This is a genomic window from Ignavibacterium sp. (genome assembly GCF_025998815.1).
Lineage (GTDB): Bacteria > Bacteroidota > Ignavibacteria > Ignavibacteriales > Ignavibacteriaceae > Ignavibacterium.
Genome location: NZ_AP026678.1, coordinates 1,405,148 through 1,430,000, shown reverse-complemented (window position 1 = coordinate 1,430,000; position 24,853 = coordinate 1,405,148). Strand labels below are relative to the sequence as shown.

The 24,853-nt window shown below is 33.8% G+C and carries 21 protein-coding genes, 1 tRNA gene, 1 pseudogene and 1 riboswitch; of the genes and pseudogenes, 13 read left to right on the top strand and 10 right to left on the bottom strand.

Annotated elements, in window-relative coordinates:
* Positions 1-107 precede the first annotated feature (107 nt).
* A riboswitch (cobalamin riboswitch) is annotated at positions 108-315 on the bottom strand.
* A gap of 247 nt (positions 316-562) precedes the next feature.
* The 7 genes from Q0X14_RS06180 (at position 563) to secG (ending at position 7,345) form a co-directional block, all read left to right on the top strand.
* On the top strand, positions 563-1,240 hold the full coding sequence (locus Q0X14_RS06180; RefSeq protein WP_297843945.1) for a succinate dehydrogenase cytochrome b subunit: 678 nt from the start codon (positions 563-565) through the stop codon (positions 1,238-1,240).
* The gene (locus Q0X14_RS06175; protein ID WP_297843942.1) at positions 1,237-3,147 is read left to right on the top strand and encodes a fumarate reductase/succinate dehydrogenase flavoprotein subunit; all 1,911 of its coding nucleotides are present in this window, start codon (positions 1,237-1,239) and stop codon (positions 3,145-3,147) included. The genes Q0X14_RS06180 and Q0X14_RS06175 overlap by 4 nt, the downstream gene beginning before the upstream one ends.
* The gene (locus Q0X14_RS06170) at positions 3,147-3,917 is read left to right on the top strand and encodes a succinate dehydrogenase/fumarate reductase iron-sulfur subunit (protein WP_297843938.1); all 771 of its coding nucleotides are present in this window, start codon (positions 3,147-3,149) and stop codon (positions 3,915-3,917) included. Before Q0X14_RS06175 ends, Q0X14_RS06170 begins: the two co-directional genes overlap by 1 nt.
* Positions 3,918-4,018: 101 nt before the next feature.
* A complete protein-coding gene (locus tag Q0X14_RS06165; protein WP_297843935.1) occupies positions 4,019-5,590 on the top strand; it encodes a hypothetical protein in 1,572 nt (523 codons plus the stop codon).
* A 2-nt stretch (positions 5,591-5,592) separates the two neighbouring features.
* A complete protein-coding gene (obgE, locus tag Q0X14_RS06160; RefSeq protein ID WP_297843932.1) occupies positions 5,593-6,585 on the top strand; it encodes a GTPase ObgE in 993 nt (330 codons plus the stop codon).
* A gap of 318 nt (positions 6,586-6,903) precedes the next feature.
* Positions 6,904-6,977 (top strand) — tRNA-Met (locus Q0X14_RS06155).
* Positions 6,978-7,000: 23 nt separating this feature from the next.
* Positions 7,001-7,345: a preprotein translocase subunit SecG gene (secG, locus tag Q0X14_RS06150; protein ID WP_014561146.1), complete on the top strand. Its 345-nt coding sequence runs from the start codon at positions 7,001-7,003 to the stop codon at positions 7,343-7,345.
* A 15-nt stretch (positions 7,346-7,360) separates the two neighbouring features.
* Here secG and Q0X14_RS06145 read toward each other — a convergent pair whose 3' ends face one another.
* On the bottom strand, positions 7,361-8,635 hold the full coding sequence (locus Q0X14_RS06145; RefSeq protein ID WP_297843926.1) for a D-alanyl-D-alanine carboxypeptidase: 1,275 nt from the start codon (positions 8,633-8,635) through the stop codon (positions 7,361-7,363).
* An 86-nt stretch (positions 8,636-8,721) separates the two neighbouring features.
* On the opposite strand from Q0X14_RS06145, the gene Q0X14_RS06140 reads away from it, so the two are divergent.
* Positions 8,722-9,579, top strand: a complete 858-nt coding sequence (locus Q0X14_RS06140) for a TIGR00730 family Rossman fold protein (RefSeq protein WP_297843924.1) — start codon at positions 8,722-8,724, stop codon at positions 9,577-9,579.
* A gap of 54 nt (positions 9,580-9,633) precedes the next feature.
* Here Q0X14_RS06140 and rpsU read toward each other — a convergent pair whose 3' ends face one another.
* The 6 genes from rpsU to Q0X14_RS06110 all read right to left on the bottom strand — a co-directional run bounded on the left by rpsU (position 9,634) and on the right by Q0X14_RS06110 (position 13,698).
* Positions 9,634-9,825 (bottom strand): 30S ribosomal protein S21, encoded by a 192-nt coding sequence (gene rpsU, locus Q0X14_RS06135; protein ID WP_014561143.1) that lies wholly within the window; start codon positions 9,823-9,825, stop codon positions 9,634-9,636.
* The gene (locus tag Q0X14_RS06130) at positions 9,826-10,227 is read right to left on the bottom strand and encodes a hypothetical protein (protein ID WP_297843919.1); all 402 of its coding nucleotides are present in this window, start codon (positions 10,225-10,227) and stop codon (positions 9,826-9,828) included. It lies immediately after the preceding gene.
* A gap of 82 nt (positions 10,228-10,309) precedes the next feature.
* Positions 10,310-10,762, bottom strand: a complete 453-nt coding sequence (locus Q0X14_RS06125) for a universal stress protein (protein WP_297843916.1) — start codon at positions 10,760-10,762, stop codon at positions 10,310-10,312.
* 14 nt (positions 10,763-10,776) lie between these two features.
* Positions 10,777-11,610: a hypothetical protein gene (locus tag Q0X14_RS06120; RefSeq protein WP_297843911.1), complete on the bottom strand. Its 834-nt coding sequence runs from the start codon at positions 11,608-11,610 to the stop codon at positions 10,777-10,779.
* 2 nt (positions 11,611-11,612) lie between these two features.
* Positions 11,613-12,227, bottom strand: a complete 615-nt coding sequence (locus Q0X14_RS06115) for a sigma-70 family RNA polymerase sigma factor (protein ID WP_297843909.1) — start codon at positions 12,225-12,227, stop codon at positions 11,613-11,615.
* A gap of 55 nt (positions 12,228-12,282) precedes the next feature.
* Positions 12,283-13,698 (bottom strand): M14 family zinc carboxypeptidase, encoded by a 1,416-nt coding sequence (locus Q0X14_RS06110; RefSeq protein WP_297843906.1) that lies wholly within the window; start codon positions 13,696-13,698, stop codon positions 12,283-12,285.
* Between the two features lie 93 nt (positions 13,699-13,791).
* On the opposite strand from Q0X14_RS06110, the gene Q0X14_RS06105 reads away from it, so the two are divergent.
* The 5 genes and pseudogenes from Q0X14_RS06105 (at position 13,792) to Q0X14_RS06085 (ending at position 20,952) form a co-directional block, all read left to right on the top strand.
* On the top strand, positions 13,792-14,343 hold the full coding sequence (locus Q0X14_RS06105; protein WP_297843903.1) for a thioredoxin family protein: 552 nt from the start codon (positions 13,792-13,794) through the stop codon (positions 14,341-14,343).
* 128 nt (positions 14,344-14,471) lie between these two features.
* On the top strand, positions 14,472-17,516 hold the full coding sequence (gene secA, locus Q0X14_RS06100; RefSeq protein WP_297843900.1) for a preprotein translocase subunit SecA: 3,045 nt from the start codon (positions 14,472-14,474) through the stop codon (positions 17,514-17,516).
* A 14-nt stretch (positions 17,517-17,530) separates the two neighbouring features.
* Positions 17,531-17,869 carry a P-II family nitrogen regulator gene (locus Q0X14_RS06095; protein ID WP_297843897.1) on the top strand — a complete coding sequence of 113 codons (339 nt, stop codon included), beginning with the start codon at positions 17,531-17,533 and terminating at the stop codon, positions 17,867-17,869.
* 44 nt (positions 17,870-17,913) lie between these two features.
* Positions 17,914-18,618 (top strand): annotated as a pseudogene (locus Q0X14_RS15595) (tetratricopeptide repeat protein); the annotation flags it as partial.
* A gap of 1,677 nt (positions 18,619-20,295) precedes the next feature.
* Positions 20,296-20,952 (top strand): RNA-binding domain-containing protein, encoded by a 657-nt coding sequence (locus tag Q0X14_RS06085; protein WP_297843891.1) that lies wholly within the window; start codon positions 20,296-20,298, stop codon positions 20,950-20,952.
* A gap of 21 nt (positions 20,953-20,973) precedes the next feature.
* Here Q0X14_RS06085 and Q0X14_RS06080 read toward each other — a convergent pair whose 3' ends face one another.
* From Q0X14_RS06080 to rlmN, 3 genes are all read right to left on the bottom strand, one after another.
* Positions 20,974-23,088, bottom strand: a complete 2,115-nt coding sequence (locus Q0X14_RS06080; protein WP_297843889.1) for a hypothetical protein — start codon at positions 23,086-23,088, stop codon at positions 20,974-20,976.
* A gap of 86 nt (positions 23,089-23,174) precedes the next feature.
* Complete coding sequence (locus Q0X14_RS06075) at positions 23,175-23,717, bottom strand: RNA methyltransferase (protein WP_297843887.1); 543 nt, start codon at positions 23,715-23,717, stop codon at positions 23,175-23,177.
* A complete protein-coding gene (gene rlmN, locus Q0X14_RS06070; RefSeq protein ID WP_297843884.1) occupies positions 23,710-24,807 on the bottom strand; it encodes a 23S rRNA (adenine(2503)-C(2))-methyltransferase RlmN in 1,098 nt (365 codons plus the stop codon). The genes Q0X14_RS06075 and rlmN overlap by 8 nt, the downstream gene beginning before the upstream one ends.
* Positions 24,808-24,853: the final 46 nt, after the last annotated feature.

The window sequence follows — 24,853 nt, the reverse complement described above, 5'->3', positions numbered from 1 at the left end:
CCTTTTGTTAAAAAATGGTTAAAAGTAACTTCGAGGGATTTTGTGTTAGTGAAAAACGAACAGCTTTTTTTGGAAAGCATCGTTAATCTAACCTCACCCGCGAAGGTTGATTACAAGTTGTTTACGGCAGGTCTCCTGGCTTCATTCAGTGGGCAGTGGGCAGAATGCAGTAAGCAACATTTTACTTACTGACTATTGTGAACTGCTTACTGAATTTCACAGTTGCGCGACAGCGCCGGATTTTCACCGGACTTCCCTATAATTTCCCTTGTCCCGATCTTTCGGGATGGGAACACCATAAACACAATGAAAAGAACTCGCACAAAAATACTACTAAGTTTTGAACTGACAAGAACTTTAAAATTTTTTTTTGAAACTCTTTTCACACTAATTAAAATTTCCTAAGTTTAGCACAGAATTTATTGTCTTTTAGCAAACTAAGAATTTTTTTACAGCTTTTGATGAAATCAAAATCATTTCTCAGTGAACTGCGCATCCGATACTTTTGTTTTTTAAACAAACTTCCTATTCAATCACTAAGTGAATTAAAAGGAGTTCTTTAATGGGCTGGTTTACAACTTTTGCAAACTCCTCGCTCGGTAAAAAATTTATTATGGCATTAACGGGGAGTTTTCTGATCATATTTCTTATTATTCATTTAATAGGAAACATTACCCTCTATTTCGGTCCTGATGCATTCAATGGTTATGTAAAAACCCTTGATTTTATCAAACCATTGATACGGGTTATTGAATTGGTTCTTCTTTCAGCTTTCATTTTCCATATATTTAATGGAGCGCGACTTTGGTGGGAGAATAAAAAAGCCCGTCCGGTTACTTATAAAATTAATGGTTCGCCGGAAAACACAACTCTGTTCTCAAGAACTATGTTTGTTTCCGGTTCAATCATTTTCATCTTTCTCGTTCTTCATCTCGGAACATTTTTCTGGCGATTTAATGTACACGATCCTCAGCAGTTAGCTGATTCACATCAATACTATGATATTGTAGTTGGCTTCTTTCAGATTTGGTGGTATGTGTTATTGTACATCATCGCAATGATACTTTTAGGATTTCATCTCAATCATGGATTTCAAAGTGCTTTTCAAACATTTGGATGGAACCACAAAAAATATACTCCTCTTATCAAAAAAATCGGAACTGCCTATGCAATTATTATGGCAGTTGGTTTTGCTTCAATGCCGATTTACTTTTTCTTTTTTTACGGAGGTAATCAATGACAAAGTTAGAATCTAAAGTTCCAGCCGGTCACATTTCAGAAAAATGGACTAATCACAAGTTTAATATGAAACTTGTGAATCCGGCTAACAAAAGAAAATTTACAATAATAGTTGTTGGAACAGGATTAGCCGGTGCATCTGCTGCTGCAAGCTTCGGTGAACTTGGTTATAATGTACTTGCTTTCACTTTCCACGATAGCGCCAGAAGAGCGCACTCTATTGCTGCTCAGGGTGGAATAAACGCTTCCAAAAATTATCAGAATGATGGTGATTCAACTTTCAGATTGTTTTATGATACAGTTAAAGGTGGCGACTTCAGAGCCAGAGAGGCAAATGTATATCGTCTTGCAGAAGTAAGTGGAAATATTATTGATCAATGTGTTGCTCAAGGTGTTCCGTTTGCAAGAGAATACGGCGGTTTGTTGGATAACAGATCCTTTGGTGGTGCGCAGGTTTCAAGAACATTTTATGCAAGAGGTCAGACGGGTCAGCAACTTTTGCTTGGTGCTGTATCTGCATTGAACAGACAGATCGACAGAGGAACAGTAAAACTTTATACAAGAAGGGAAATGCTTGATGTTGTAATTGTGGATGGTCAGGCCAAAGGAATAATTGTAAGGAATTTAGTTACAGGTGAAATTGAAAAATATGCTGCGCACGCTGTTGTTCTTGCAACAGGTGGTTATTCAAATGTATTCTTTCTTTCTACCAATGCTATGAATTGTAATGCTACTGCAATATGGCGTGCTCATAAAAAAGGTGCTTTCTTTGGAAATCCTTGTTTCACTCAGATTCATCCGACTTGTTTACCTGTACATGGTGATTCACAATCAAAACTTACTTTGATGAGTGAATCACTTCGTAATGATGGAAGAGTTTGGGTCTCTAAAAAGAAGAACGATATGCGTCATCCGAATGATATTCCTGAAGAAGAGAGAGATTATTATCTTGAAAGAAAATATCCTTCATTTGGAAATCTTTCACCAAGAGATATTTCTTCGAGAGCAGCAAAAGAAGTTTGTGATGAAGGACGTGGTGTTCAGGGAGGTGAAGCTGTTTATCTTGATTTCAGAGATGCAATAAATCGTTTAGGAAGAAAAGTAATTGAAGAAAGATATGGAAATCTTTTTGAAATTTATGAAACGATAACCGGTGAAAATCCTTATGAAGTTCCGATGAAAATTTATCCTGCACCTCATTACACTATGGGTGGACTTTGGGTTGATTACAACTTAATGAGCACAGTTCCGGGATTGTTTGTAATTGGTGAAGCAAACTTCTCAGATCACGGTGCAAATCGTCTTGGTGCTTCAGCTTTGATGCAAGGTTTAGCTGATGGATATTTTGTTATTCCTTACACTATGGGTGATTATCTTGCAAGTTACAAACCAGCAGCTGTTAAAACTGATCATCCTGAATTTGAAAAAGCTGCTAAAGAAGTAAAAGATCTTACAAATAAACTTCTGTCTATAAAAGGTAAGAGAACTGTTGATGACCTGCACAAACAGCTTGGCAGAATTATGTGGGATAAAGTTGGAATGGCAAGAAGTGAACAAGGATTGAAAGAAGCAATTCAGGAAATTAGGCAGCTTAGAGAAGAGTTCTGGAAAAATGTAAATGTTCCCGGCAGTGGTGATGATGTTAACCAAACACTTGAAAGAGCAGGAAGATTAGCTGACTATTTTGAACTCGGTGAACTTATGGCAATTGATGCATTGCACAGAAACGAATCCTGTGGCGGACATTTCAGAGTTGAATATCAGTATGAAGATGGAGAAGCAAAACGCGATGATGAAAACTTCTCTTATGTCGCTGCCTGGGAGTTCAAAGAGGTTGGTAATTGGGAACTCCATAAAGAACCACTTGTTTTTGAATATGTGAAACCATCTGTAAGGAGTTATAAATAATGGAAGCAAAGAAATTAAATCTTAAGCTTAAAATCTGGAGACAGAAAAACTCTAACTCCGTTGGAAGTTTTGTTGATTATGATGTTCAGGTTTCACCTGATGCGTCTTTTCTCGAAATGCTGGATGAGCTGAACAACCGTCTTGAAGCTAATAATGAAGAACCAATTGTTTTCGAAAGTGATTGTCGAGAAGGTATTTGTGGTACTTGCGGACTCGTAATAAACGGTCGCCCACACGGACCTTTACCGAAAATTGCAACCTGTCAGCTTCATATGAGAAACTTCAAAGATGGAGAAACAATTTGGGTAGAACCATTCAGAGCAAAAGCATTTCCGGTTATAAAAGATCTGATGGTTGATCGTTCAGGATTTGATAAGATACTTCAGGCAGGTGGTTATATTTCTGTAAACACTGGTGGTGCACCGGATGCAAATGCAATTCCAATTCCAAAGGATGCAGCTTCAGAAGCTTTTGATGCTGCTGCCTGTATTGGTTGTGGTGCTTGTGTTGCTGCTTGTAAAAATGCATCAGCAATGCTTTTTGTTTCAGCAAAGATTTCTCATCTCGGTCTTCTTCCACAAGGTCAACCTGAAAGATATATAAGAGTTCAGAGAATGATTAAAGTTATGGACGAACTTGGTTTTGGTAGCTGTACAAATACTTATGCCTGCGAAGCAGAATGTCCAAAAGGAATTTCAGTTACTAACATTGCAAGAATGAACAGAGATTACGTTCGCGCAAAGTTCACTTCAAAAATGATTGAAGTGTGACTGACACCAACTAACTAACATAACTTACAAATCCCGGTTATACTTTATAATCGGGATTTTTTTATTTTTCAGGTGCATTTCTAAGAATTAAGAGTAAAGCGATGTTTCAGAACGAAATAAAATTTATTTATGATTTTGTTATTAACAGAATAAAAAATCTTGGCGAAGTTTTTACTATCGAAAAACTGCTTGAGGCAGATATTCATCCTGCAATTAAAAAATATATCGAAGCCGAAATAGATTTTCTTATTTATGATGACAGAAAAAAACTTTTGCAGAATTCAATATTTGATTATACAGGAATTAAGATTGCCAGATACTTTGAACTGATTTCTCAGGAAATAAAAAAATCCAAACGAGTTAATGTTGAAGATATTCAGAAGCTTGTACTTCAGGCAGTTTCATTTAATGCGAATTATGTGGTTCGTCCAAAATGGTCGCTTACTAAACTAATTTTTGGTAACAACAAATCCATCTCAAATGAAGAACTTTCGATGATGCTGAATTATATCTATTACTATGATTATCTGAAAAACATCATCGAAGCATATCTTGAGAAAAGAAAACTACTAACAATTTCAGTAACTGAATTTGAACTAATACTTAACAAAATTGATCGTGAACTTTTTCAATATGATAAACAAAAGCTAATTGATAACTCTCTCATTTCAATTGCAGATTTTTTTAGTATTGGTGCATTAAATAAATCTTCAGTTACAGTTGAATGCGTTGAAAATTTTCTTAAAGAAAAAAATCTGATTGATGAGTTGATTAAACTTAAAAGAGTTTTCCCAGAAGATATCAGAAAACCAATACCTATTGATGATATTAAAAAAGTCATTTACTCGACTGCTCCAATCATCACTCAGGAAGAAGAAAAAATTGAAGCAGAGTTATCAACTAATGAAGAATTAAAAGAAGAAGATATACAAACGAGTCCTCAGGAGACAGAAGCTGAAAAATCAGAACCAATCAATGAATCAATCTCTCAAGAAATAATCTCGGACGAAGTTCCTGAAGAAGAATCAGAAGAAAAAGTCTCAGAGGAAGTTGAACAAATTCTTGAAAACATTGAAGAGGAATTAGAGTCTGACGAAAGAACAGATGAAATAGAACCTTTAACCGAAAAAGAAGAACAAGAGTTGCTTTCTTTTTATGATAAGGAATTGAAAAAAGTTGATGAAGTTGCTGAAGAAACAAATGAGATAGATTCTTCACTTAAAGAACTTGAGCAGGAAATGCAGGAAGCTTTGGATAATGAAATTGAAATATCTGATGAAATTGAAATCGAAGAAGTAATTGAATTTGAAACCGAAGGAGAAAAAGAAAATATTCAACTTGATATAACAGAAAGAACCGGTGAAGAACAACAGGTTGAAGAAAATGAAGTTCCGGCAGAAGATATTTCAGAAAATAAAGAAAATAAACCGAATCGTGAGAAGGATATTTTCAGTTACCTGAGTAAAAAAGAAATTGATAGAATAATTGATTCAGTATTCAACTCTGACAGCGAAGATTTTGCAAGCACAATTGAAAGAATTTCCGAATGTTCTACTTACGAAGAGGCAACTGAAATATTAAAAACAGTTTTCACAACTTACAAGGTTGGGGAACTTTCTAAAGAAGCAGTGTTACTTACAAATGCCGTAGCCAGATATTTCAGTCAGGATTAATTATGTTTATTGATTATGCCGAAATTGAAGTTAAAGCCGGCGATGGTGGAAATGGTGCAGTTGCTTTCAGAAGAGAAAAGTATGTTCCCAAAGGCGGACCAAGCGGTGGAAATGGCGGCAATGGTGGTAGCGTTTATCTTTTAGCTGATGAAAATTTATCAACTCTTCTCGACTTCAGATATAAAAGAAAATATCATGCAGGGAAAGGTCAACCCGGAGGCAGCTCACTAAAAGATGGTAAGAATGGTGAAGATGTAATTATTAAAGTTCCTGTTGGAACTGTGGTTAAAGATGCAGAAACAGGAAAAATTCTTTTTGATTTGACTGAGAACGGACAGAAGGTCCTGGTTGCTAAAGGCGGAAAAGGAGGAAAAGGAAATTCAAATTTTGCGACTCCAACAAGAAGAACTCCACGATTTGCTGAACCAGGAAAACCAGGTGAAGAAAGAAGAATCATCCTCGAGCTGAAATTAATTGCTGATGTTGGATTGGTAGGTTTTCCAAATGCAGGGAAATCTACCTTAATTTCTACAATATCTGCAGCAAGACCAAAAATTGCTGATTATCCCTTTACCACACTTGAACCTGTTCTTGGAATAGTTCAGTATAAAGATTTCCGAAGTTTTACAGTTGCAGATATTCCTGGTATAATTGAAGGTGCGCATCAGGGCAAAGGTCTTGGTTTGAAATTTCTCCGTCATATTGAAAGAACAAAAATTTTATTGTTTCTGATTGATATAACTTCGGATGATTATCAGCGTGACTTTAAAACTTTGTACAACGAATTGAAAAAGTACAGTCGAAAACTGGTTGATAAAAAAATTCTTGTTTCATTATCCAAAGCAGATTTGGTAGAAGAAAGTGAATTAAAAAAATTAAAAAAGACAAAGTTCAAGGGAATTGATGAACCGGTAATTATCTTTTCCGCTGTAAGCAGTTACGGAATTGGTGAATTACTCGACAGACTGTGGTTGGCTCTTAATAGTAATGAATGATTGAATGAATTGTTTATTTGTTGAATGACTGAATGACTGAATGGCTGATTTACTGATTGACTGAATGATTAAATGACTATTGTAAAAGTAAAAATTTTATTAGTTCGCTTTTTTATTCGGATAATAAACACACTTTATCTAACTGATTAACACTCAAAGTTATTTACATTCTTTGAGGTATTTTCTTAATTATAGTGTAAAAATTGTTTAATTAGCTCCCCAAATGTGAAGTAATTCATTATAAGAGTTATCAGATATATTAAAAAACTTGGAAAATCGACCTTTGACTGTTTATATTTGTAACCCTAAAATAAATAGGGCGGGGTAGCTCAGTAGGTTAGAGCAGTGGAATCATAATCCACGTGTCGGGGGTTCGAATCCCTCCCCCGCTACAACTTTTAAGGAGAATTATTTTATGTATACATTATTAGTATTGCTTGCTACAATTGATGCAATTTTACTTATAATAATTGTTTTACTTCAGGCAAGTAAAGGCGGAGGTCTGGCAGGTACTTTCGGTGGTGCAGGTAACATTGGTTCAATGTTCGGCACAAGAAGAACTGCTGACTTTTTAAGTAAATCTACCTGGTGGCTTGCTGGAATTCTGGCTGTATTAGCATTAGCAATAAACCTATTCTTTTTACCAGGTCAAACAACCAAAGAACAGAGAAGTGTTATTCAGGAAAGTGGAAGAACCACAGTTCCTCAGCAACCAACACTTCCTCAGCAAATGCCTCAGCAGCAAAACAACAATAAATAATTTTTTAAGCTCCGGTTAAAAATCGGAGCTTTCTTTTTTCCATTTAGCCAGCGATTTAATAATCTCATCCTGTATATCACGATAAAAATTCCAGCTACCTCTCGAAAACTCAAACATAATTGTGATAATCAATTCATCTTTATCATCAGACATTAGATAACCGGTTAGAGCAATCACGCTATTAAGTGTTCCGGTTTTACCACGAAAACTAAATCCGTTTGGTAAATCACTTAAACGATTTTGTAATGTTCCATCTACACCGGCATAGCTTAATGAATTATAGAAAGGTTCAAAATTCTTTAAATCAAAATACATAGTCTCGAGTACTCCATTAACTGACGCAACAGTAACCTGATCAAATCTTGAAATTCCGGAACCATCAACAATCTCTGTATTTATCGAATATATATTATTCTTCTTGATAAATTCCTGAATTGCTTGTTGAGAATAAAATGAATTGCTTTGTTTCCCTGAGTAAAAAGCTCCAATTGATTTAAATAAACATTCAGCTAAAAAGTTGTCACTGTGTTTATTTATCATTGCAATTAAATCCGTTATTGCAACAGATGACTCAGCAATTTCTAGTACATTATTTGGTGTAATTCCGGATTTAGCTACTCCTTTAACTGAGATTTCATTTTCTTCAATAAGTTGCTTGAATTTTTGAGCAATGTTTAACGGAGGATTTTTAAAATTCTCAGTAACATAAATTGTTCTTCTGCCCCTTTTTCTTTTGGCGACAGTTTTATTCCTGTCTAATACTAATGCAGATATCGGAGGTAATTTAACATTTGCAGATTCATCAGGAATCCAATCCTCTCTGTAATAAATATTATCAAAGTATGAATCATCGCCAACAATATTGCCAGTGATTTCTTTTATTCCAAGATTCTTTAACTTAAAAATAAAGTGAAGAAGGTCTTCGGAGCTGAAAGTTGCATTACCAAAACCTTTTAGGAAAAGATTTCCGTTTATAGTTCCATCTTTAATGTTTGAATCATCAGTAAAAAGAATAGTAGAAAGTCTGTAATCCTTTCCCATCAACGAGAGTGCAGTTGCAGTTGTGAATACTTTTGTAACTGATGCAGGTATCATTGGTGAGAAAATATTCTGTGAATAAATTGTATCCTGAGTTAAAGGATTGTAAATAAGAATGCCGGTTTTTGTATCCGAAGGAATTCTTGAAAGTATTGTTGAAATTTGATTTTCTAATTTATCTTTTGAACCAGCAATCGAGTTTGGGTGATAAGGAGTTAATAGTAAAATTAATACGAGTAAAATTCTAATCATTAATAATTTTTTCGGTATTTTTAAGAGAAAATTTTTGAAAGCAATTATAAATTAAAATCATTTTTAATCACAATATAAAAATCGGTATGGCTAAAATAATCAAACCACCCAAAGCATATCAGAATCAGGAATTTATTTCTTCTTCTGATGCACGAGTAATAAGAATTCTTGCTGAGTATCTTGAACCCCAGTCAAGATTCAAAAAACACAAGATTCTTGATACAATTGTATTCTTCGGTTCAGCAAGATTAAAGTCACGAAAAGATGCTTTAGCAGAATTGAACAAATTCAAATCAATGAATCCAAAAGCGCCTGGTTTTGCTAAAGAGTTAAGACATGCTCAAAAGATGCTCGAAATGTCGAAGTATTACGAAGATGCTGTAGAACTTTCAAGAAGATTAACAGAATGGTCTATGAATCTTGAAACATCAGCAAACAGATTTATCATTTGTACTGGTGGCGGACCCGGAATTATGGAAGCAGCAAATAAAGGTGCAAAGAAAGCCGGTGGTTATTCAATTGGATTAAATATCAGTATTCCATTCGAACAGTTTGTAAATAATTATGTTACAAAGGAACTAAGCTTCGAATTTCACTACTTCTTCATGAGAAAATTCTGGTTTGCATATCTTTCAAAAGCATTGATTGTTTTTCCCGGTGGTTTTGGAACTATGGATGAATTCTTCGAGATATTAACCTTAATTCAAACTGAAAAAATCAGAAAGAAACTTGCATTGGTAGTTTACGATGAAAAGTATTGGAAGAGTGTGATAAATTTTGATATGCTGATAGAGCATGGTGTTATTAGTGAAACAGATTTGGATTTATTTTATTTCTGTAATGATGTTGATACAGCTTTCAAAACAATAACTTCACATCTCGAAAAGTATTTTATGAAAGAAAAAGAAAGTGCACTTATTGAACCAAAGCTGAATATTAAGTAGTACAATCATAAAATATCATAAATAAAAAAGCCCCTCTCAAAAGGGGCTTTTAAATTACATGCTCTCTACAGGTCTCTGAGCTCTTCTGATAGCTTTAAGTTTTTCCATTCGTTTCTTTACAGAAGGCTTAACATAGAAAGTGCGTTTCTTAAATTCCTTAAGAACGCCGGACCTTTCGTATTTCTTTTTGAATCTTCTGAGAGCTTTATCGATGGATTCATTTTCACCGATTTGAATCCCTACCAATTATATCACCTCGCTTTGTGGTTTTTGAATATATGATTCTATTAGTTTTTTATTTCCTGATTTTTGAAACTCAACTATAATTGAACTTTGTCCGTCTGATGTAACAACCTTGTTCACAACTTTCCCAAAATCATCCCAGCTTTTATGATAAATATTATCACCAATCTCATAAGTCTCTGTTGGCGAATAATTTTTTACACTCTGATTTTCAATACCTTCAAGATTTGGTTTACTTTCAGTTTTAATATCAGCCAAATCAATTATTCTTGTTTGCTTACAGGTTTTACATTTTGCCCAGCGTTTATTCTGGTTTTCTTCGCCGGTGAGTGTACCGGTAACTTCAAACTTCTTAACAGAACCGCAGATTGTACAAAATGCCTCAACATTTTTTATTCTTGCCATAACTATTCCTTTCAATGAAACAAAATCACTTACAAAAATATTAAATCTTAAGCCATTAACCAAAAATAAGGTGGTTATAAGTCTATTTGTGATGCGGAGTTATGACCAAAACAGGTATTTTGGAGTATCTAATGACTTTTTCTGCAACGCTTCCTAACAATGTATGTAATAATCCGGTTCTTCCGTGTGTTGCAATCACAATTACATCTATTTTCTTTTCTTTGGAATAATTAATTATTTCCTCGTAATCCAAACCTTTCCTTAAAACAGGAATTATTTCAACATTTCCGTGCTTTTTGATTTTTTCGATAGTTTTATGTAATTGAGCATTTGCATCAGATTCAATTGATTCAAGGATTTTTTCTCTCGATAAATCAAGTGTTCTTATTGTTAAAATTGGTGGAGTTTTTTCCAATACATGAAGCAAATGAATTTTTGCGCCATATTGCATCGCAAGGTTAACCGCATATTCGGCTGCTGCTAATGAGGTTTTACTGAAATCGGTTGGAAGGAGAATATTTTTAATCTTAATCATAAGAATCTCTTTGATTAAATGTTACAAAAATTATTTTGAACATCCTGTATTGGAGCATTTGAAACTACAGCACAAATGTTATGATCAATTTTTTTGAAGAGAAGAACTTTGTCTTTCTCAGTTTTTACATAACAGTTGCCTTGCTCAAGATATTGCAATAAACTTTCATCCAGTGAAATTATTTCGTGACTTTTAAGATAAGATTCATCAACCTGAAAGACATAAACAATTTCACCTTTTTTACCAGCATAAACATGATGTGCAAATTTTTCTCCTTTATCTTCAGATACAACAGCACCAAGTAATGACCATTCGGAAAATGTGGGAACTAAAGTTGAATATTTAACCCCACTTGATTCAAAAAAACTTTTAATCTGTTCAGGATTATTTGCTACGAGTTGTGGTGCGAGTTTTCCCTGAATGATTGCTTCAAAATTATTCTCTGCCTGATAAAACATATTGTCAGGTGTAAGTTTATCTTCAGAAATTACCGGTGGTTGTTGAGGAGTTCTGTTAAATAAAATCAGAATAACAGAAATGACAATTATAATTGCAGTTGCGAATGAAAAAGCAGGCTTGGAGAAAAGTCCTGCCCAAAATGAAGTAGCTTTCTTTTGTGGTCTTGCTTTTACTTGTTCAGGTGCAATCTGATTAAGAATTCTTATCCTCAGATGGTCAGGAGCAGTTGTTCTTTTGTATTTCTCTTTGGCAATTCGTTTAACAAGCGATTGAACCTGATATTCGTATCTGAATTCTTCATCAGTATCAATCAGATGCTTTATTTCGTCTTTCAGAGAAGCATCTTTAATCTCATTATCAACGAATGCTGTAATAAGTTCTTTATTCATAACTATTTTTCATCTTTACTAATATAACCACGCTCACTGGCGTACTTTTGCAATTTTGTGAATAACATTTTTCGAGCCCGATGTAATCTTGACCTTACAGTTCCAACGGGAACATCAATGAAGTCAGCAATCTCTTCATAAGTGAAACCTTCGATATCACATAGGATAACCACAGTTTTGAAATCTTCGGGAAGCGAATTTATTGCTTCAGAAAGTTCGTCATCGAGAAGATTATCATAAATATCTTTCTCGAGGTGTGCGCTGTCTGTAGATGATGGTTTGACATTCTCGTAAAAATTCTCAACTTCTTCATAATCAACTTTATCCGGCTCTTTGGTTTCTTTTCGATACTTATTGATATAAGTATTCTTCATTATCCGAAACAACCAGGCTTTACAATTAGTTCCTTTCTCGAATTTGTCGAAAAAACGGAATGCTTTAAGGTAAGTTTCCTGAACAAGGTCATCAGCTTCGTCACTATCGCCAGTCATTTTAAGTGCAAAATTGTAAAGTGCATCCATATGAGGAACAGCTTCGCGCTCAAAGTCCTCATAGAGCTGTCTTTGATTTTCATCAGGTACTACTATTGCAAAATTGAATATAAAAGGGAAAAACATATAAGACTTTAAATTTCTTTCTGAATTATAAAAATATTATGGCTTTTGTCAAAGTCTATTTGATGACAAGTCCATTTCCCTGAAAGTCTGAATTTCCATCAACTCTTTCTAAAAATCCATTTATAATAACATAATCTATCTTACCATTTTTCTTCAGAACAAAATTAGGTTTGGCTCCAGGTTGAATTTTTGTTTTAATTTCTTTCTTATTGTTTGAAATTAAATTTATTGGAATATCAATCCACTCTTTGTTAATGGTTTTTTTAAGAATAAAGTTCAAGAATCCCTTTTTATAAAATTCGGAAATGTCGATTTTTTTCAACTCATCAACAGTAAATGATTTTTCATTATAAGTTTTTGCGTCGTGAATTTCATATCCACTAAGGTCAACATCAGTGTAACCGAAAAAGACAGATAAGTCTCCGACATCTTCAATTGTTGCTTTTTTGTAAGATGTTTTTTTATCATCATCAAGCACTTCTTCGAAATTTATTCCGATGTCAATTTTAATTTTGCTTCCATTTTTTTCTAATGTAAGATTCCTCAAAACCACATCGAATATTTTTTCTTCGTTAAATGGAATCGTTTCATAAATTGATGTTGGAATATTCCGGAAAGAATTTTCAGCAATTTGCTTCATAGCAGAAAGTAATAAGATAAAATTAAGTTTCCGGATAAATTGTTTTTCAGGATCATTCTGCCAACCACCTGATTCAACAAGAATTGTACTTGTACCTTTTCGTTGAAATGTATCACCAAATGCTCTTGGTTCATAATCGTCGGAGTATTTTGCAATATGTCCGGGGATATATTTACTTAGCATCTTAAACAAACTACCGATTAACTTTATTGCATTTAATCTAACATCATCAACTTCCTTTTCATAGTTTATTGGTGGTGCAAGAAAAGATATTGCAGCTGATTTGAAAGAATTTCCAGCTGAATATCTATGATTCTGATCGTGTAGATTAAATCCGAAATCTGCTTTAAGTGAGTCAAATACAGTCATCAGAATATTTGCTTCCGGAGTTTGAAGTCTGTTTGCATCTCTGTTCAGGTCAATTGAAAGAGCATTTCTTCTTTTGAAAACCTCTGCACCATCCGGATTGACCATTGGCATAAAATAAATTTTAGTGTTTGTAAGAATAAATTCTTTTACTTCCTTATAATGAGTTGTGTCAGAAAAGAAATTAAAAATATCAAACAATGCCATTGTTGCAGTTGGCTCATCTCCGTGCATTTGAGACCAAAGGAAAATTTTTTTCTTTCCGCTGCCAACTGACAAAAGAAAAATCTCTCTTCCTTCAAAAGATTTTCCCGCCACACTCACTTCAAACAATTTTTTCTTTTGAAGATTTGATATAAGCTTAGTTATATCCGAATGTTTAAAAAATCTGTTTTGCAAAGATTTATCTTTGAAAAATTCATAATTATAATAAAGACTTTGCTCGAAATCATAATTCTGTGACATAGCAATACCGTTAAAAAGTATTATTAAAAGGATTGTTTTAAATTTGTTCATAATGAAATGAAAAGTTATTAGAAAAACTAAGGAGAAAATAACATGGCAACTGATAAACTTAAAATAGGTTCATCTGCTCCAGATTTTAATCTTAAAAGTGTTGATGGAAAACTATATTCACTAAATAGTTTTCCAGATAAAAAAGTTTTGATTGTTATTTTCAGTTGTAACCATTGCCCTTATGTTCAGGCATATGAAAAAAGAATAATATCAATTCAGAGAGACTTCGCTGATAAAAGTGTTCAGATAGTTGCAATAAATTCGAATGAAGATGTTAATTATCCCGAAGATTCGTTTGATGAAATGATTAAACGAAGTAAAGAGAAAAATTATAATTTCCCTTACCTGCGGGACGAAACTCAGGAAGTTGCAAAAGCTTACGGCGCGACTCATACTCCTGAAATTTTTCTTTTTGATGAACAAAGAAAGCTGCGCTATCACGGAAAAATTGATGATAATTGGAAAGAACCGGAAAAAGTAAAATATAATTATCTGCGTGATGCAATTACAGAAGTTCTTGAAGGTAAAGAAGTATCCATTCCTGAAACTTTTTCTATTGGTTGTACGATTAAATGGAAGCAAAATCAGTATTAATTAAATCATAATAGATAAGATTGGTAGTATTTCTCAATAATTATGCTTAATGCATTTATTCTTATATTTCATATCAGAATGACAATCTTTAATTTTCAATTCGAATTTCACTGGAGAAAAATTTTTAGATGATAAATCTTATTAAGAAAATATTTGGCGATAAAAAAGAACGCGATGTAAAACTTCTTTGGCCAATAGTTGATGAAATAAATAAGTATTACGAAGAATTCAAAAAACTAACTGATGATGAACTTCGTAACAAAACAAAAGAATTCAAAGAAAGAATAAACGAACGAACTGCAGAAACCAGAAAACGAATTGATGAAATAAAAGCCCGTCTTCAATCTAATGAAGATTTTGACAGAAGAGCAGCTTATGATGAACTCGATGAACTTGAAGAACAACTGAATCAGGAATATGAAGAAATATTAGATCAGATTCTTCCCGAAGCATTTGCAGTAGTAAAATCAACCTGTGAAAGACTTGTTGGAAAAAGCTGGACAGTTGCAGGTCACAAAATTACCTGGGATATGGTACCTTATGATGTTCAGCTGCTCGGTGGAATTGTTCTTCATCAGGGCAAAATTGCTGAAATGGCTACAGGTGAAGGTAAAACTCTTGTCGCTACTTTGCCACTTTACCTTAATGCGTTAACAGGAAGAGGAGTTCACCTCGTAACTGTTAATGATTATCTCGCCAAAAGAGATAGTGAATGGATGGGAGAAATTTTCAGATTTCATGGTTTAACAGTTGGTTGTATTCTCAACACAATGGATTCTGCACAAAGACAAGTCCAATATGCTTGCGATATAACTTATGGAACAAACAATGAATTTGGTTTTGATTATCTGCGCGATAATATGGCAATTGATAAATCTTATCAGGTTCAACGCGGACATAACTATGCCATTGTTGACGAAGTTGACTCGGTATTAATTGATGAAGCTCGAACGCCGCTTATTATTTCAGGTCCTGTTGACAGAGACGATCAGCTTTTTGGAGAAATGAAACCTAAAGTTGAAAGACTTTATCGTCTTCAACAAAATTTAGTAGGCAAGATTGTTTCTGAAGCTGAAGAAATTTTGAAGAACAACGGAACTTCTCGTGAAGCAGGAATTCTTTTATTAAGAGCTTCGAGAGGATTACCTAAGAATGCCAAACTGATGAAAGTACTTTCTGAACCTGAGTATAAAAAACTTTTGCAGGAGACTGAACTTGAGTTCCTTCGCGAGAAAGGTAAGAATATGCACATCATTGACGATGAACTTTATTTCGTCATTGATGAAAAATCTAATACAATTGATTTAACTGAAAAAGGAAGAGAAGAGCTTGCTCGTGGTACAGGAAAAGAAAAAGACTTTTTCGTTCTTCCTGATCTTGGAACCGAAATCAGCAAATTTGAAAACGATCCGAATATCACTCCTGAAGAGAAAGTCAGAAAAAAAGAAGAACTTTATAAACATTATTCAGAAGCGAGTGAAAGAATTCACGCAATTCACCAATTGCTGAAAGCTTATACTTTATTTGAAAAAGATGTTGAATATGTTGTAACTGAAGATGGAAAAATTGCAATCGTTGATGAATTTACAGGAAGAATTCTTCCGGGAAGAAGATACAGCGATGGACTTCATCAGGCAATCGAAGCAAAAGAAAATGTAAAGGTTGAAAGAGATTCTCAAACTCTTGCAACAATCACTCTTCAGAACTACTTCAGAATGTACAATAAACTTGCCGGAATGACTGGTACTGCAGAAACTGAAGAAGCAGAATTTTATGAAATATATAAACTGGAAGTAGTTGTTATTCCAACCAACAAACCTGTAATCAGAGAAGACCTTGATGATGCAGTTTACAGAACAAAACGGGAAAAATATAACGCAGTTATTGATCAGATTGAAGAATTAAGAAAACAGGGAAGACCAGTTCTTGTTGGTACAACTTCGGTTGAAGTATCTGAAACTATTTCCCGAATGTTGAAACGAAAAGGAATACCACACAATGTTTTGAATGCAAAACAACATCAGCGTGAAGCAGAAATAATTGCACATGCAGGAGAAATAGGTGCTGTTACAATCGCAACAAATATGGCTGGTCGTGGAACTGATATTAAACTTGGTGCAGGCGTTCGTGAAAGAGGTGGACTTTATATTCTTGGAACAGAAAGACATGAATCAAGAAGAATCGATCGTCAGTTGCGAGGCCGTGCTGGTCGTCAGGGAGATCCCGGAACCTCAAAATTCTTTATCTCACTTGAAGATGATTTAATGCGCTTATTCGGAAGCGACAGAATTTCTTCAATAATGTCCCGAATGGGAATTAAAGAAGGAGAAGTAATTCAGCATCCGATGATTACAAAATCAGTGGAAAGAGCACAGAAAAAAGTTGAAGAGAACAACTTTGCAATCAGAAAAAGATTGCTTGAATATGATGACACAATGAATCAGCAGCGCGAAGTAATTTATGCAAGAAGACAAAAAGCTTTGCAAGGTGATAGACTTAAAAGTGAAATTTTCGAATTACTTGATGAATGGGTTAGCGAAATTGTTGAGAAGCATTTTGAAGATGCAAATGCTCAGGCAATTCGTGATGAAGTGATGCAACATCTTCTGGTTGATGTAAAAATTCAACCTGAAGATTTTGAGAAACTTGGTGAACAGGGAATCAAGGATAAAATCGTGGAAGCAGCAAAACAATTCTACAATAAAAAAGAAGAAATGCTTGGCTCGGAGCTGATGGCACGACTTGAAAGATATGCAATGCTCAGTGTAATCGATCATAAATGGAAAGAACATTTACGAGAAATGGATGATTTGAAAGAAGGAATTGGTTTAAGAGCATATGGCCAAAAAGATCCTTTGGTTGAGTACAAAGCAGAAGCATTTAAGTTATTTGTAATACTTCTTGAACAAATAAGAAATGAAACGGTTTCATTTGTATTTAAATTTTTCCCGCAGGCGCCCGATGAAGTTCAGCAAAGCAGAAGACAACCGGTCAGAAGATATTCAGAAGTTAAGCAAAGTGCTGATAACATAGGATTAACAACTGCAGCACAACCATCACGAGAAAGCCAGGGTGGTAAAATGCAGCCAATAAAAGTTGAAGAACGAATTGGCAGAAATGATCCTTGTCCTTGCGGAAGCGGTAAAAAATATAAACACTGTCACGGTAAATAATTAATAGGGCATCTATGAAAAAAATCGAAGCAATCATCCGTCCCTTTAAATTGGATGATGTTAAGCAGGCATTACTTGAAGAAGGAGTTCGCGGCTTAACAATTTCAGAAGTCCGTGGTTACGGAAGACAAAAAGGTCATACTGAAACTTACCGCGGAAGTGAATATCACATTGAATTTGTGCCTAAAATAAAAATTGAAGTTGTAGTAGATGATAATCTTGTTGATAAAATTGTAGATGCCATAATTCGTGCAGCCAAGACAGGTCAGGTTGGTGATGGAAAAATTTTTATTTCCGAAATAAGCGAAGTAATCAGAATAAGAACTGAAGAATCAGGACCTCACGCGTTGTAAAAAAAATACCTTTTTCTTTTTAATGCTGCATTATACTTTTTGATATGAATTCATCAAAAAACATAAAAATTATCTTTGCCATTTCACTTATGCTTTCTTTAGGTGCCTGCAGTGTTTGGCAAAACTTCACAACATACTTCAATCTTTGGTACAATATAAAAACACTTTTCAGTGATGCAGAGAAGGACATTCAATCGCAGAAAAAAGATTTGTTTTCAAACGAACCACTCGTCCTTTCAAATACCGCAAGAAACAATCTTACCAAAGTAATAGAAAAATGTTCTGAGCTTCTTCAATTTCATGGCAACACAGCTTATGTTGATGATGCACTTCTGATTTTAGGAAAGTCTTTTTATTATCAGAGCAATTTTCAAAAAGCAAAAAGAAAATTTGAGGAATTGCTGGCAACAAACCCGGATGAGGATTTAATACTTGAAGCTAACTTATGGATTGCTAAGTGCGATATGCAGTTGAAAAATTATTCTGCTGGTTTGGATGGATTAAAAAGAGTTCGTGATGAAGCATTGCAAAAAGAAATAGACAATATTATTAAAGAGTCATTTGTTGAAGAAATTAAATATCGCATTGCTCAAAAAGAATTTGCAATTGCATTAGAACTCGCGAAACAATTTGCCGATGTAGCTGATGATGATGAATTAAAAGCAACAGTTTATTTTGAAATAGGAAATCTCTACTCTCAAACCGGAAGTTACGAAAACGCAGTTGAGTATTATGATAAAGTTTTTGAATACTCGCCTGACATTGACACCGAGATAAAAGCAAGCATCAGATATGGAAAAGCACTAAGAGAATCTGGCAGAGCCGAGGATGCAGTTAACTTTTTCAGTGATTTGAGAAAGAAAGATAAATTTTCAGAATCGCTTGCCGAAATAGATCTTGAACTTGGTAAATCTTATTCTGCAGTTGGTGATTTTACTTCATCACTCGAACAATTGACAAAAGTTGATACAACTTATAAAGGTTCTCCATTTGCAGCATTAGCAAGTCTGGAAATCGGCAAATTGTACAGAGATGAGTTGCTTAATTATGATAGTGCAACAGTATATTTCTCAAAAACTATTCTCAACAATCCACCAAAAGACTATCTTGACGAAGCAAAAAGTCTCAATCAGCTTTTCAATAGATATTCAACTCTTCGAAAGACAATTAACAACTACGATAAGCAATTGTTTTATGCTGAGAATCCTGATGTGTTTATTCAAGACTCGATAAATTATGTTCAGGACTCTTTACAAATTCTTCAGGATTATCTCGCAAAGAAAGAATTAGCTGATATCTGGAAATCTGCTCTTACCGAAAATTTAAAGGACACTTCTAAAACAGATACTTTAGTTTTCCGCGATTCAATTTTTGTTCAGGATAGTCTGGCTATAGTTGATAGTCTTTCCAAAATTTCAGCTTTCATTGATACAGCAGAAGTGAACCGTTTATTAATTGCTAAAACTGAGTTAAGAATACAGCAGAAAAAGAAGCAAGCAGAATTAAAATTATCTCAGGAAATGCAGGCGTTGATGAAGACAGATACCGTGAAGTTCAAAAATAATCCGCCGCAAAAACCAAAGATTACAACTGACTCGCTGAAAACTTTGCTTGCAAAAAACAGATTGGAACTTGGAAATTTATTTTTCACAGAGATTAATGTTCCCGATTCAGCAAAAAAATTATACGAAGAAATAATCGAAAACTTTGCTGATACGAGATACTATCCTGATGCTCTGCTTGCATTAGGAAGTTATTATCAGACGGTAAATGAGAATGCGAAAGCTGATAGTTTGTTCAGAATAATTTATGATAATTATAAAGATCGTCCGATTGCCAATGCTGCAGCAAATAAACTCGGTTTGCCTTTAATTGACTTGAACTATGATCCTGCTGTTGAATTATACATTGAAGCAGAATCTGAAATGAAAAACGGAAACTTTGATGCATCATTCAGAAAATTTTATGAAATTTATAAAAAGCATCCTCAATCGCAGTATGCTTCAAAAGGTCTTTATGCAGCAGGATTCATTTTAGAAAATGATTTAAAGCTTACTGATTCTGCTGCATCTGTTTATGACACATTAATTTCTAAATATCCTTCATCTCCTTATGTTAAAAGTATAGCTGCAAAGGTTAACACTTACAAACAGGAAAAAGCAAGAATTGAAAGAGAAAAACAAACTCAGATTCAGCAACAACAGGAGAAGAAAGATTCAACCAATGTTACTGAATTAGCATTTCTTGGCAATAAAGAAGATGAAGAATTAACCGAAGAAGAAATTCAAAAGCAGGAACAGCTTATTACTAATCCGGAGATTAAGAACGAAGAAACTCCAAAGACGACTAAAAGAAAATTAGAACGTCTCTGGAATCCAAGAAAACTTAGGCGATAATATTCATCAAATAAAATTTTGTTCTTTGCTATGAAGTATCGCGAACTGAAAGAGTTAATTGAAGAAGGGGAGAATATTCAGTGTGAATTTAAACTGAAATTTTCCACACCTGAGAAGATTGCCCGCGAAATGATTGCTTTTGCAAATACAAAAGGCGGCTATATAATTTTTGGTGTTGATGATGATAAAGATGTTGTTGGTGTTGAAAGTGAAAAAGAAGTAGCCGAACTTGTAAAAGAAACTGCAGAAAAATATTGTGAACCTCCCATCGAATTTTCAATTGAGTTTATGGAATACCACTCGAAAGAGTTAGTTATCGTTGCAATTCCAGAATCATACATCAAACCACACAGGTTACAGGATTATCTTGAAGATATAGATTTACACAAATCTGTAGTTACGATTCGAGTAAATGATAAAAGTGTTCAGGCAAGCAAAGAGATGATAAGATTACTTCGTGCACAGAACGGAAACAAAGCTTTGATAAAATACACAATTGGTCAGAATGAAAAACTTGTTTTTGAATATTTAAAACACAACGAAAGAATATCCGTAAAGGAATTAAGCAAACTTGTAAACATTTCAGAAAGAAGAGCTTCACGGACACTTGTGAAAATGGTTCGTGCTAATCTTTTAATGATTCACACAAAGGATAATGGTGAAGAGTATTTTACTGCGGCAATGTGAGAGTTCGGGATTGATGAAACATTATTTTTTCAATTCTTTCAAACTGATAAATTTATTCCCATCCCAATATTTAATGCTATCCTTAAGCATCTGAAAATATTCAGGTGTGTATGTGAGAGGATAAGACAATTTTCCTCCTCTGACGAGTTTATCTCGTTCTAATTGAAAGTAATCAGCAGTTTCGATAGAGTTAAGTGATAAATCAAGATTAAAATTATACTGAATATTAGCTGCAATATCACCAACCATTTCGCTCTCACAAGTTTTAATCGTTAATAATTTATCCTTTGAATAATATTTAATTTGATAGAAAAGAGGAAAATTATATCTTAATCCATTATATTCTGCATAATCAGTTTTAGGGATTAGTAAATATTTATCCAATTTAGCAGGTGGAATATCTTTTAAAACATAGTTCTCAGGAGCTATTGCCTGTCCGGAAAGATTATCCAGGTCAAGTGACATAACTGCAACACATTCGTAACCGTTATTTATTCCAGCCAGAAAAATTTTTTGTTTTTTATTTACATCCTGAAATAAAATTCCGCCAGCAAGATGACCTGAATGCCAGAATATATCAGTTACTATCTTTCCTGTATTTAAATCTAATCCGAATACGGCAGTTGGAAAGTATTCGTTTCTGGCGATAACATATAATATTTTTTTATCACCTTCTTTATGAACTCCTATAAAACTCATTAAATAATTTGTCGAACCTGATAAATTAGTTGCGGTAATCTGCTTGTCAAATCTGAATTGCCAAATGGTTTGTCGTTTATTATCAAAACAAATTATGCCTTCTCTGTTCTCGGATTTAAGTTCATTCCAGAGATAAAGTTTAGTTAGAATAACTTCATTTGTTCCATCATCATTTATATCATATAATAGAGAAATATCGTTTGTTAAGCAGTTTTTATCTATGAAATAATCGGGAATGGGTACTGTTTTTGTACTCCACAATAATGTTTTATTTGAATTACAAACTTTAATCTGATTATTCTCATAAATCAGTAATTGAGGATTAGAATCAAAATCCCACCAATTAGTTAAATATAAAACCACGCTCAGTACAAAAAGCAATAAAATCACAACCCGATTCTTTTGAATATATTTTCTTGTTCTGATAACCGGGTTAACTTTTTTTATTTTCAAAAGGTCTCTTCGATTTAGAACATCGTTAATGTCTTCAACCGCAATCAACTTAAGTTTTCGGTTTGGGTAAATTTTTTGCAGCTGAGTTAAAGCAAAGAAAGCATAAGATTCTTCATGTTTTTGAAAAACAAAATTTTTCACAGGTGAAAAAAAGATTGTATGAATCTTTTTCTTTATAATTTCTTCACCCGTATTTCGAACGTTTCCGTCAATATCAATTCCACCTGTGAATGCTGTATTATTTGCAATAATTATCTGATAAGTCGGATTATAAAATTTAAGTAACTCCTCCAGCATTGCCAGACTTAATGCAAGTCCCAGCGAATTACCCTCATAAATTCCTTCTCTTTTGTCAAAGCTTATTATTACTTCGTGAAACGGGTAAGGTTTCCTGACATATTTTTTCAGAAGTTTTATTGCAAGTTCCCACGAAATATTTATTTGTTCTGAGATTGTTTTTTCAATTTCAACCTCACTCGGTATTAAAATAAACTTATTCCTATTTGTAGCTTTACTGATCCTGATAGTTATTGAATCAATAATACCATAAATCTGAGTTAAAGAGTCTTTGTAAACTAAAGGGAAGTTTGCTTTTGTATAGATGTACCCGACACTTTCTTTGCCCTCAAGAATCTGAATTAGTGACTCATATTGTTGTTCTATTCTTGTTAATTGATTCCTGAGAGTTAATTGGTAATTCGTTAAAAATTTTAAATCAGAAATTTTTTTTAATTGTTCTATTAGTTGCAAAGAATAATTTGGATCAACTCCCCAAATTTCAAATTCCCCGATTAAATCAACATAAGTTTCAATAAATTCTGAAAGAAATGCTTCCTTTATGTTGTTGTTATTTGTTTTCAGTATTTGCTCAAAGTAGATAAACAGAAAGGATAATTTTTGTTTCGGATAAGGAGTGTTATTTATTTTCTCAAGAGTAGTTACTCTCAAGGATTCTAAGTAATTCAGATTAATCTCGTTTTTCATCTGGATAATTAATCAGTTCCGAACAACTAAATAAATCTACAGTATTTTTATTTTCAAAAAAAGTATTGGATAATGAATAATTTCAGTTAGAAATCATATTCATCATAAATTTTACGCATCTGATAAACAGCTATTCCGTAAGCTACTGCAACATTAAGTGATTGTTTTATTCCATATTGAGGAATTTCAATTGAGAAATCACAGTGATCAAGAATTTCCTGAGAAACTCCTGTAATTTCATTTCCTACTACAAGAGCAAGAGGAAAATCATTTTTACTTATTTCATAATAAGGTCTGCTGTTCTCAGTTAGTTCAAGTGCACAGATTTTTATTCCTTTATTTTTTAATTTTTTGATAATAGTTAATGGGTCATTGATGTATTCCCATTTTACACTTTCTGTTGCACCAAGCGCTGTTTTAAGAATTTCTTTTTTGGGAGGATGAGGCGTGTAACCACATAAGTAAAGTTTTTCAATCATCGCTCCATCCGAAGTACGGAAAATTGAGCCGACATTGTAATTACTTCTTATTGAATTAAGGATTACATAAACCGGAAGTTTTTTAACCGAAGGAATATCTTCTGGTTTGCTTCGTTTTAATGAAATTTCATCGTGGGTAAGCTTACGCATCTGAATTTTGTTCTATTTTATATGCAAGCTGACCACAAGCTGCTGCAATATCATCACCTTGTGTATATCTGACAGTTACCGTAATATCTTTTTCTCTTAACTTTCTTACAAATTCATCAATTCTGATTTTTGAAGACGGACGAAGTTCAGATGCTAATCCTTGCGGAAACATATGAGCAATTGAGTTAAAAGGAATAACATTCAGTTTGCAGGGAAGAGATTTACACAATCTTACTAAGGCATGAAAATCATCTTCTCTGTCGTTAATATCTTTGAGCATAACATATTCAAAAGTAATCCGCGTTCCGGTTTGTTTAGAATAATATCTGATAGCTTCTAGGTTTTCACTTATCGAGTACTTTCGTGTAATAGGCATTATTTTGCTTCTGGTTTCTTCAAAGAGAGAATGAAGTGAAAGAGCAAGCTTTACTCTAATTCCCGAATCAGCGAGTTCAACAATTTTTGGTGCGATTCCGGCAGTTGAAACAGTAATTTTCTTAAGACTGATTCCTCTTGTTTTTTCTTCTGCAAATATCTGAAGCGATTTTAATGTATTCTGAAAGTTGAGAAGTGGTTCGCCCATTCCCATATAAACGATGTTGGTTATCGGAGACTTTGTGTAATCTTTTGATGCAAGTAAATACTGATCGAAAATTTCTCCGGCAGAAAGATTTCTTTTGTAACCCATCAATCCTGTTGCACAAAACTGACAGTCAAGTGGACAGCCAACCTGAGTTGAAATACAAAGTGTTGTTCTTTTGGAATCCGGAATTACGACGGCTTCAATTTTATGTCCATCGTTTGTTTCAAAGATATATTTTGTGGTACCTGTTGATGGTGATTCCTGTTTTGTTAAAAAACGGAGAGTATTCAGTTCGCAGTAAACATTCATTTTCTTTCGGAGATATTTCGGAATGTTGGCCATATCATCAAAACTTTGAACCATATGACCATAAAGCCATTCGAAAACCTGTTCACCCCTGAATCTTTTTTCCCCAACGGCTGAGAAGAAATCTTTAAGCTCTTTAAGGGTTAATCCCTTTAGCATCGTCTTAACGACGGGTTCCTCAGTTGTAATGTTATTTTGCATAGCACCTATATTTCATAAAGGATTTGAGCAAAAATAAGATTAATCT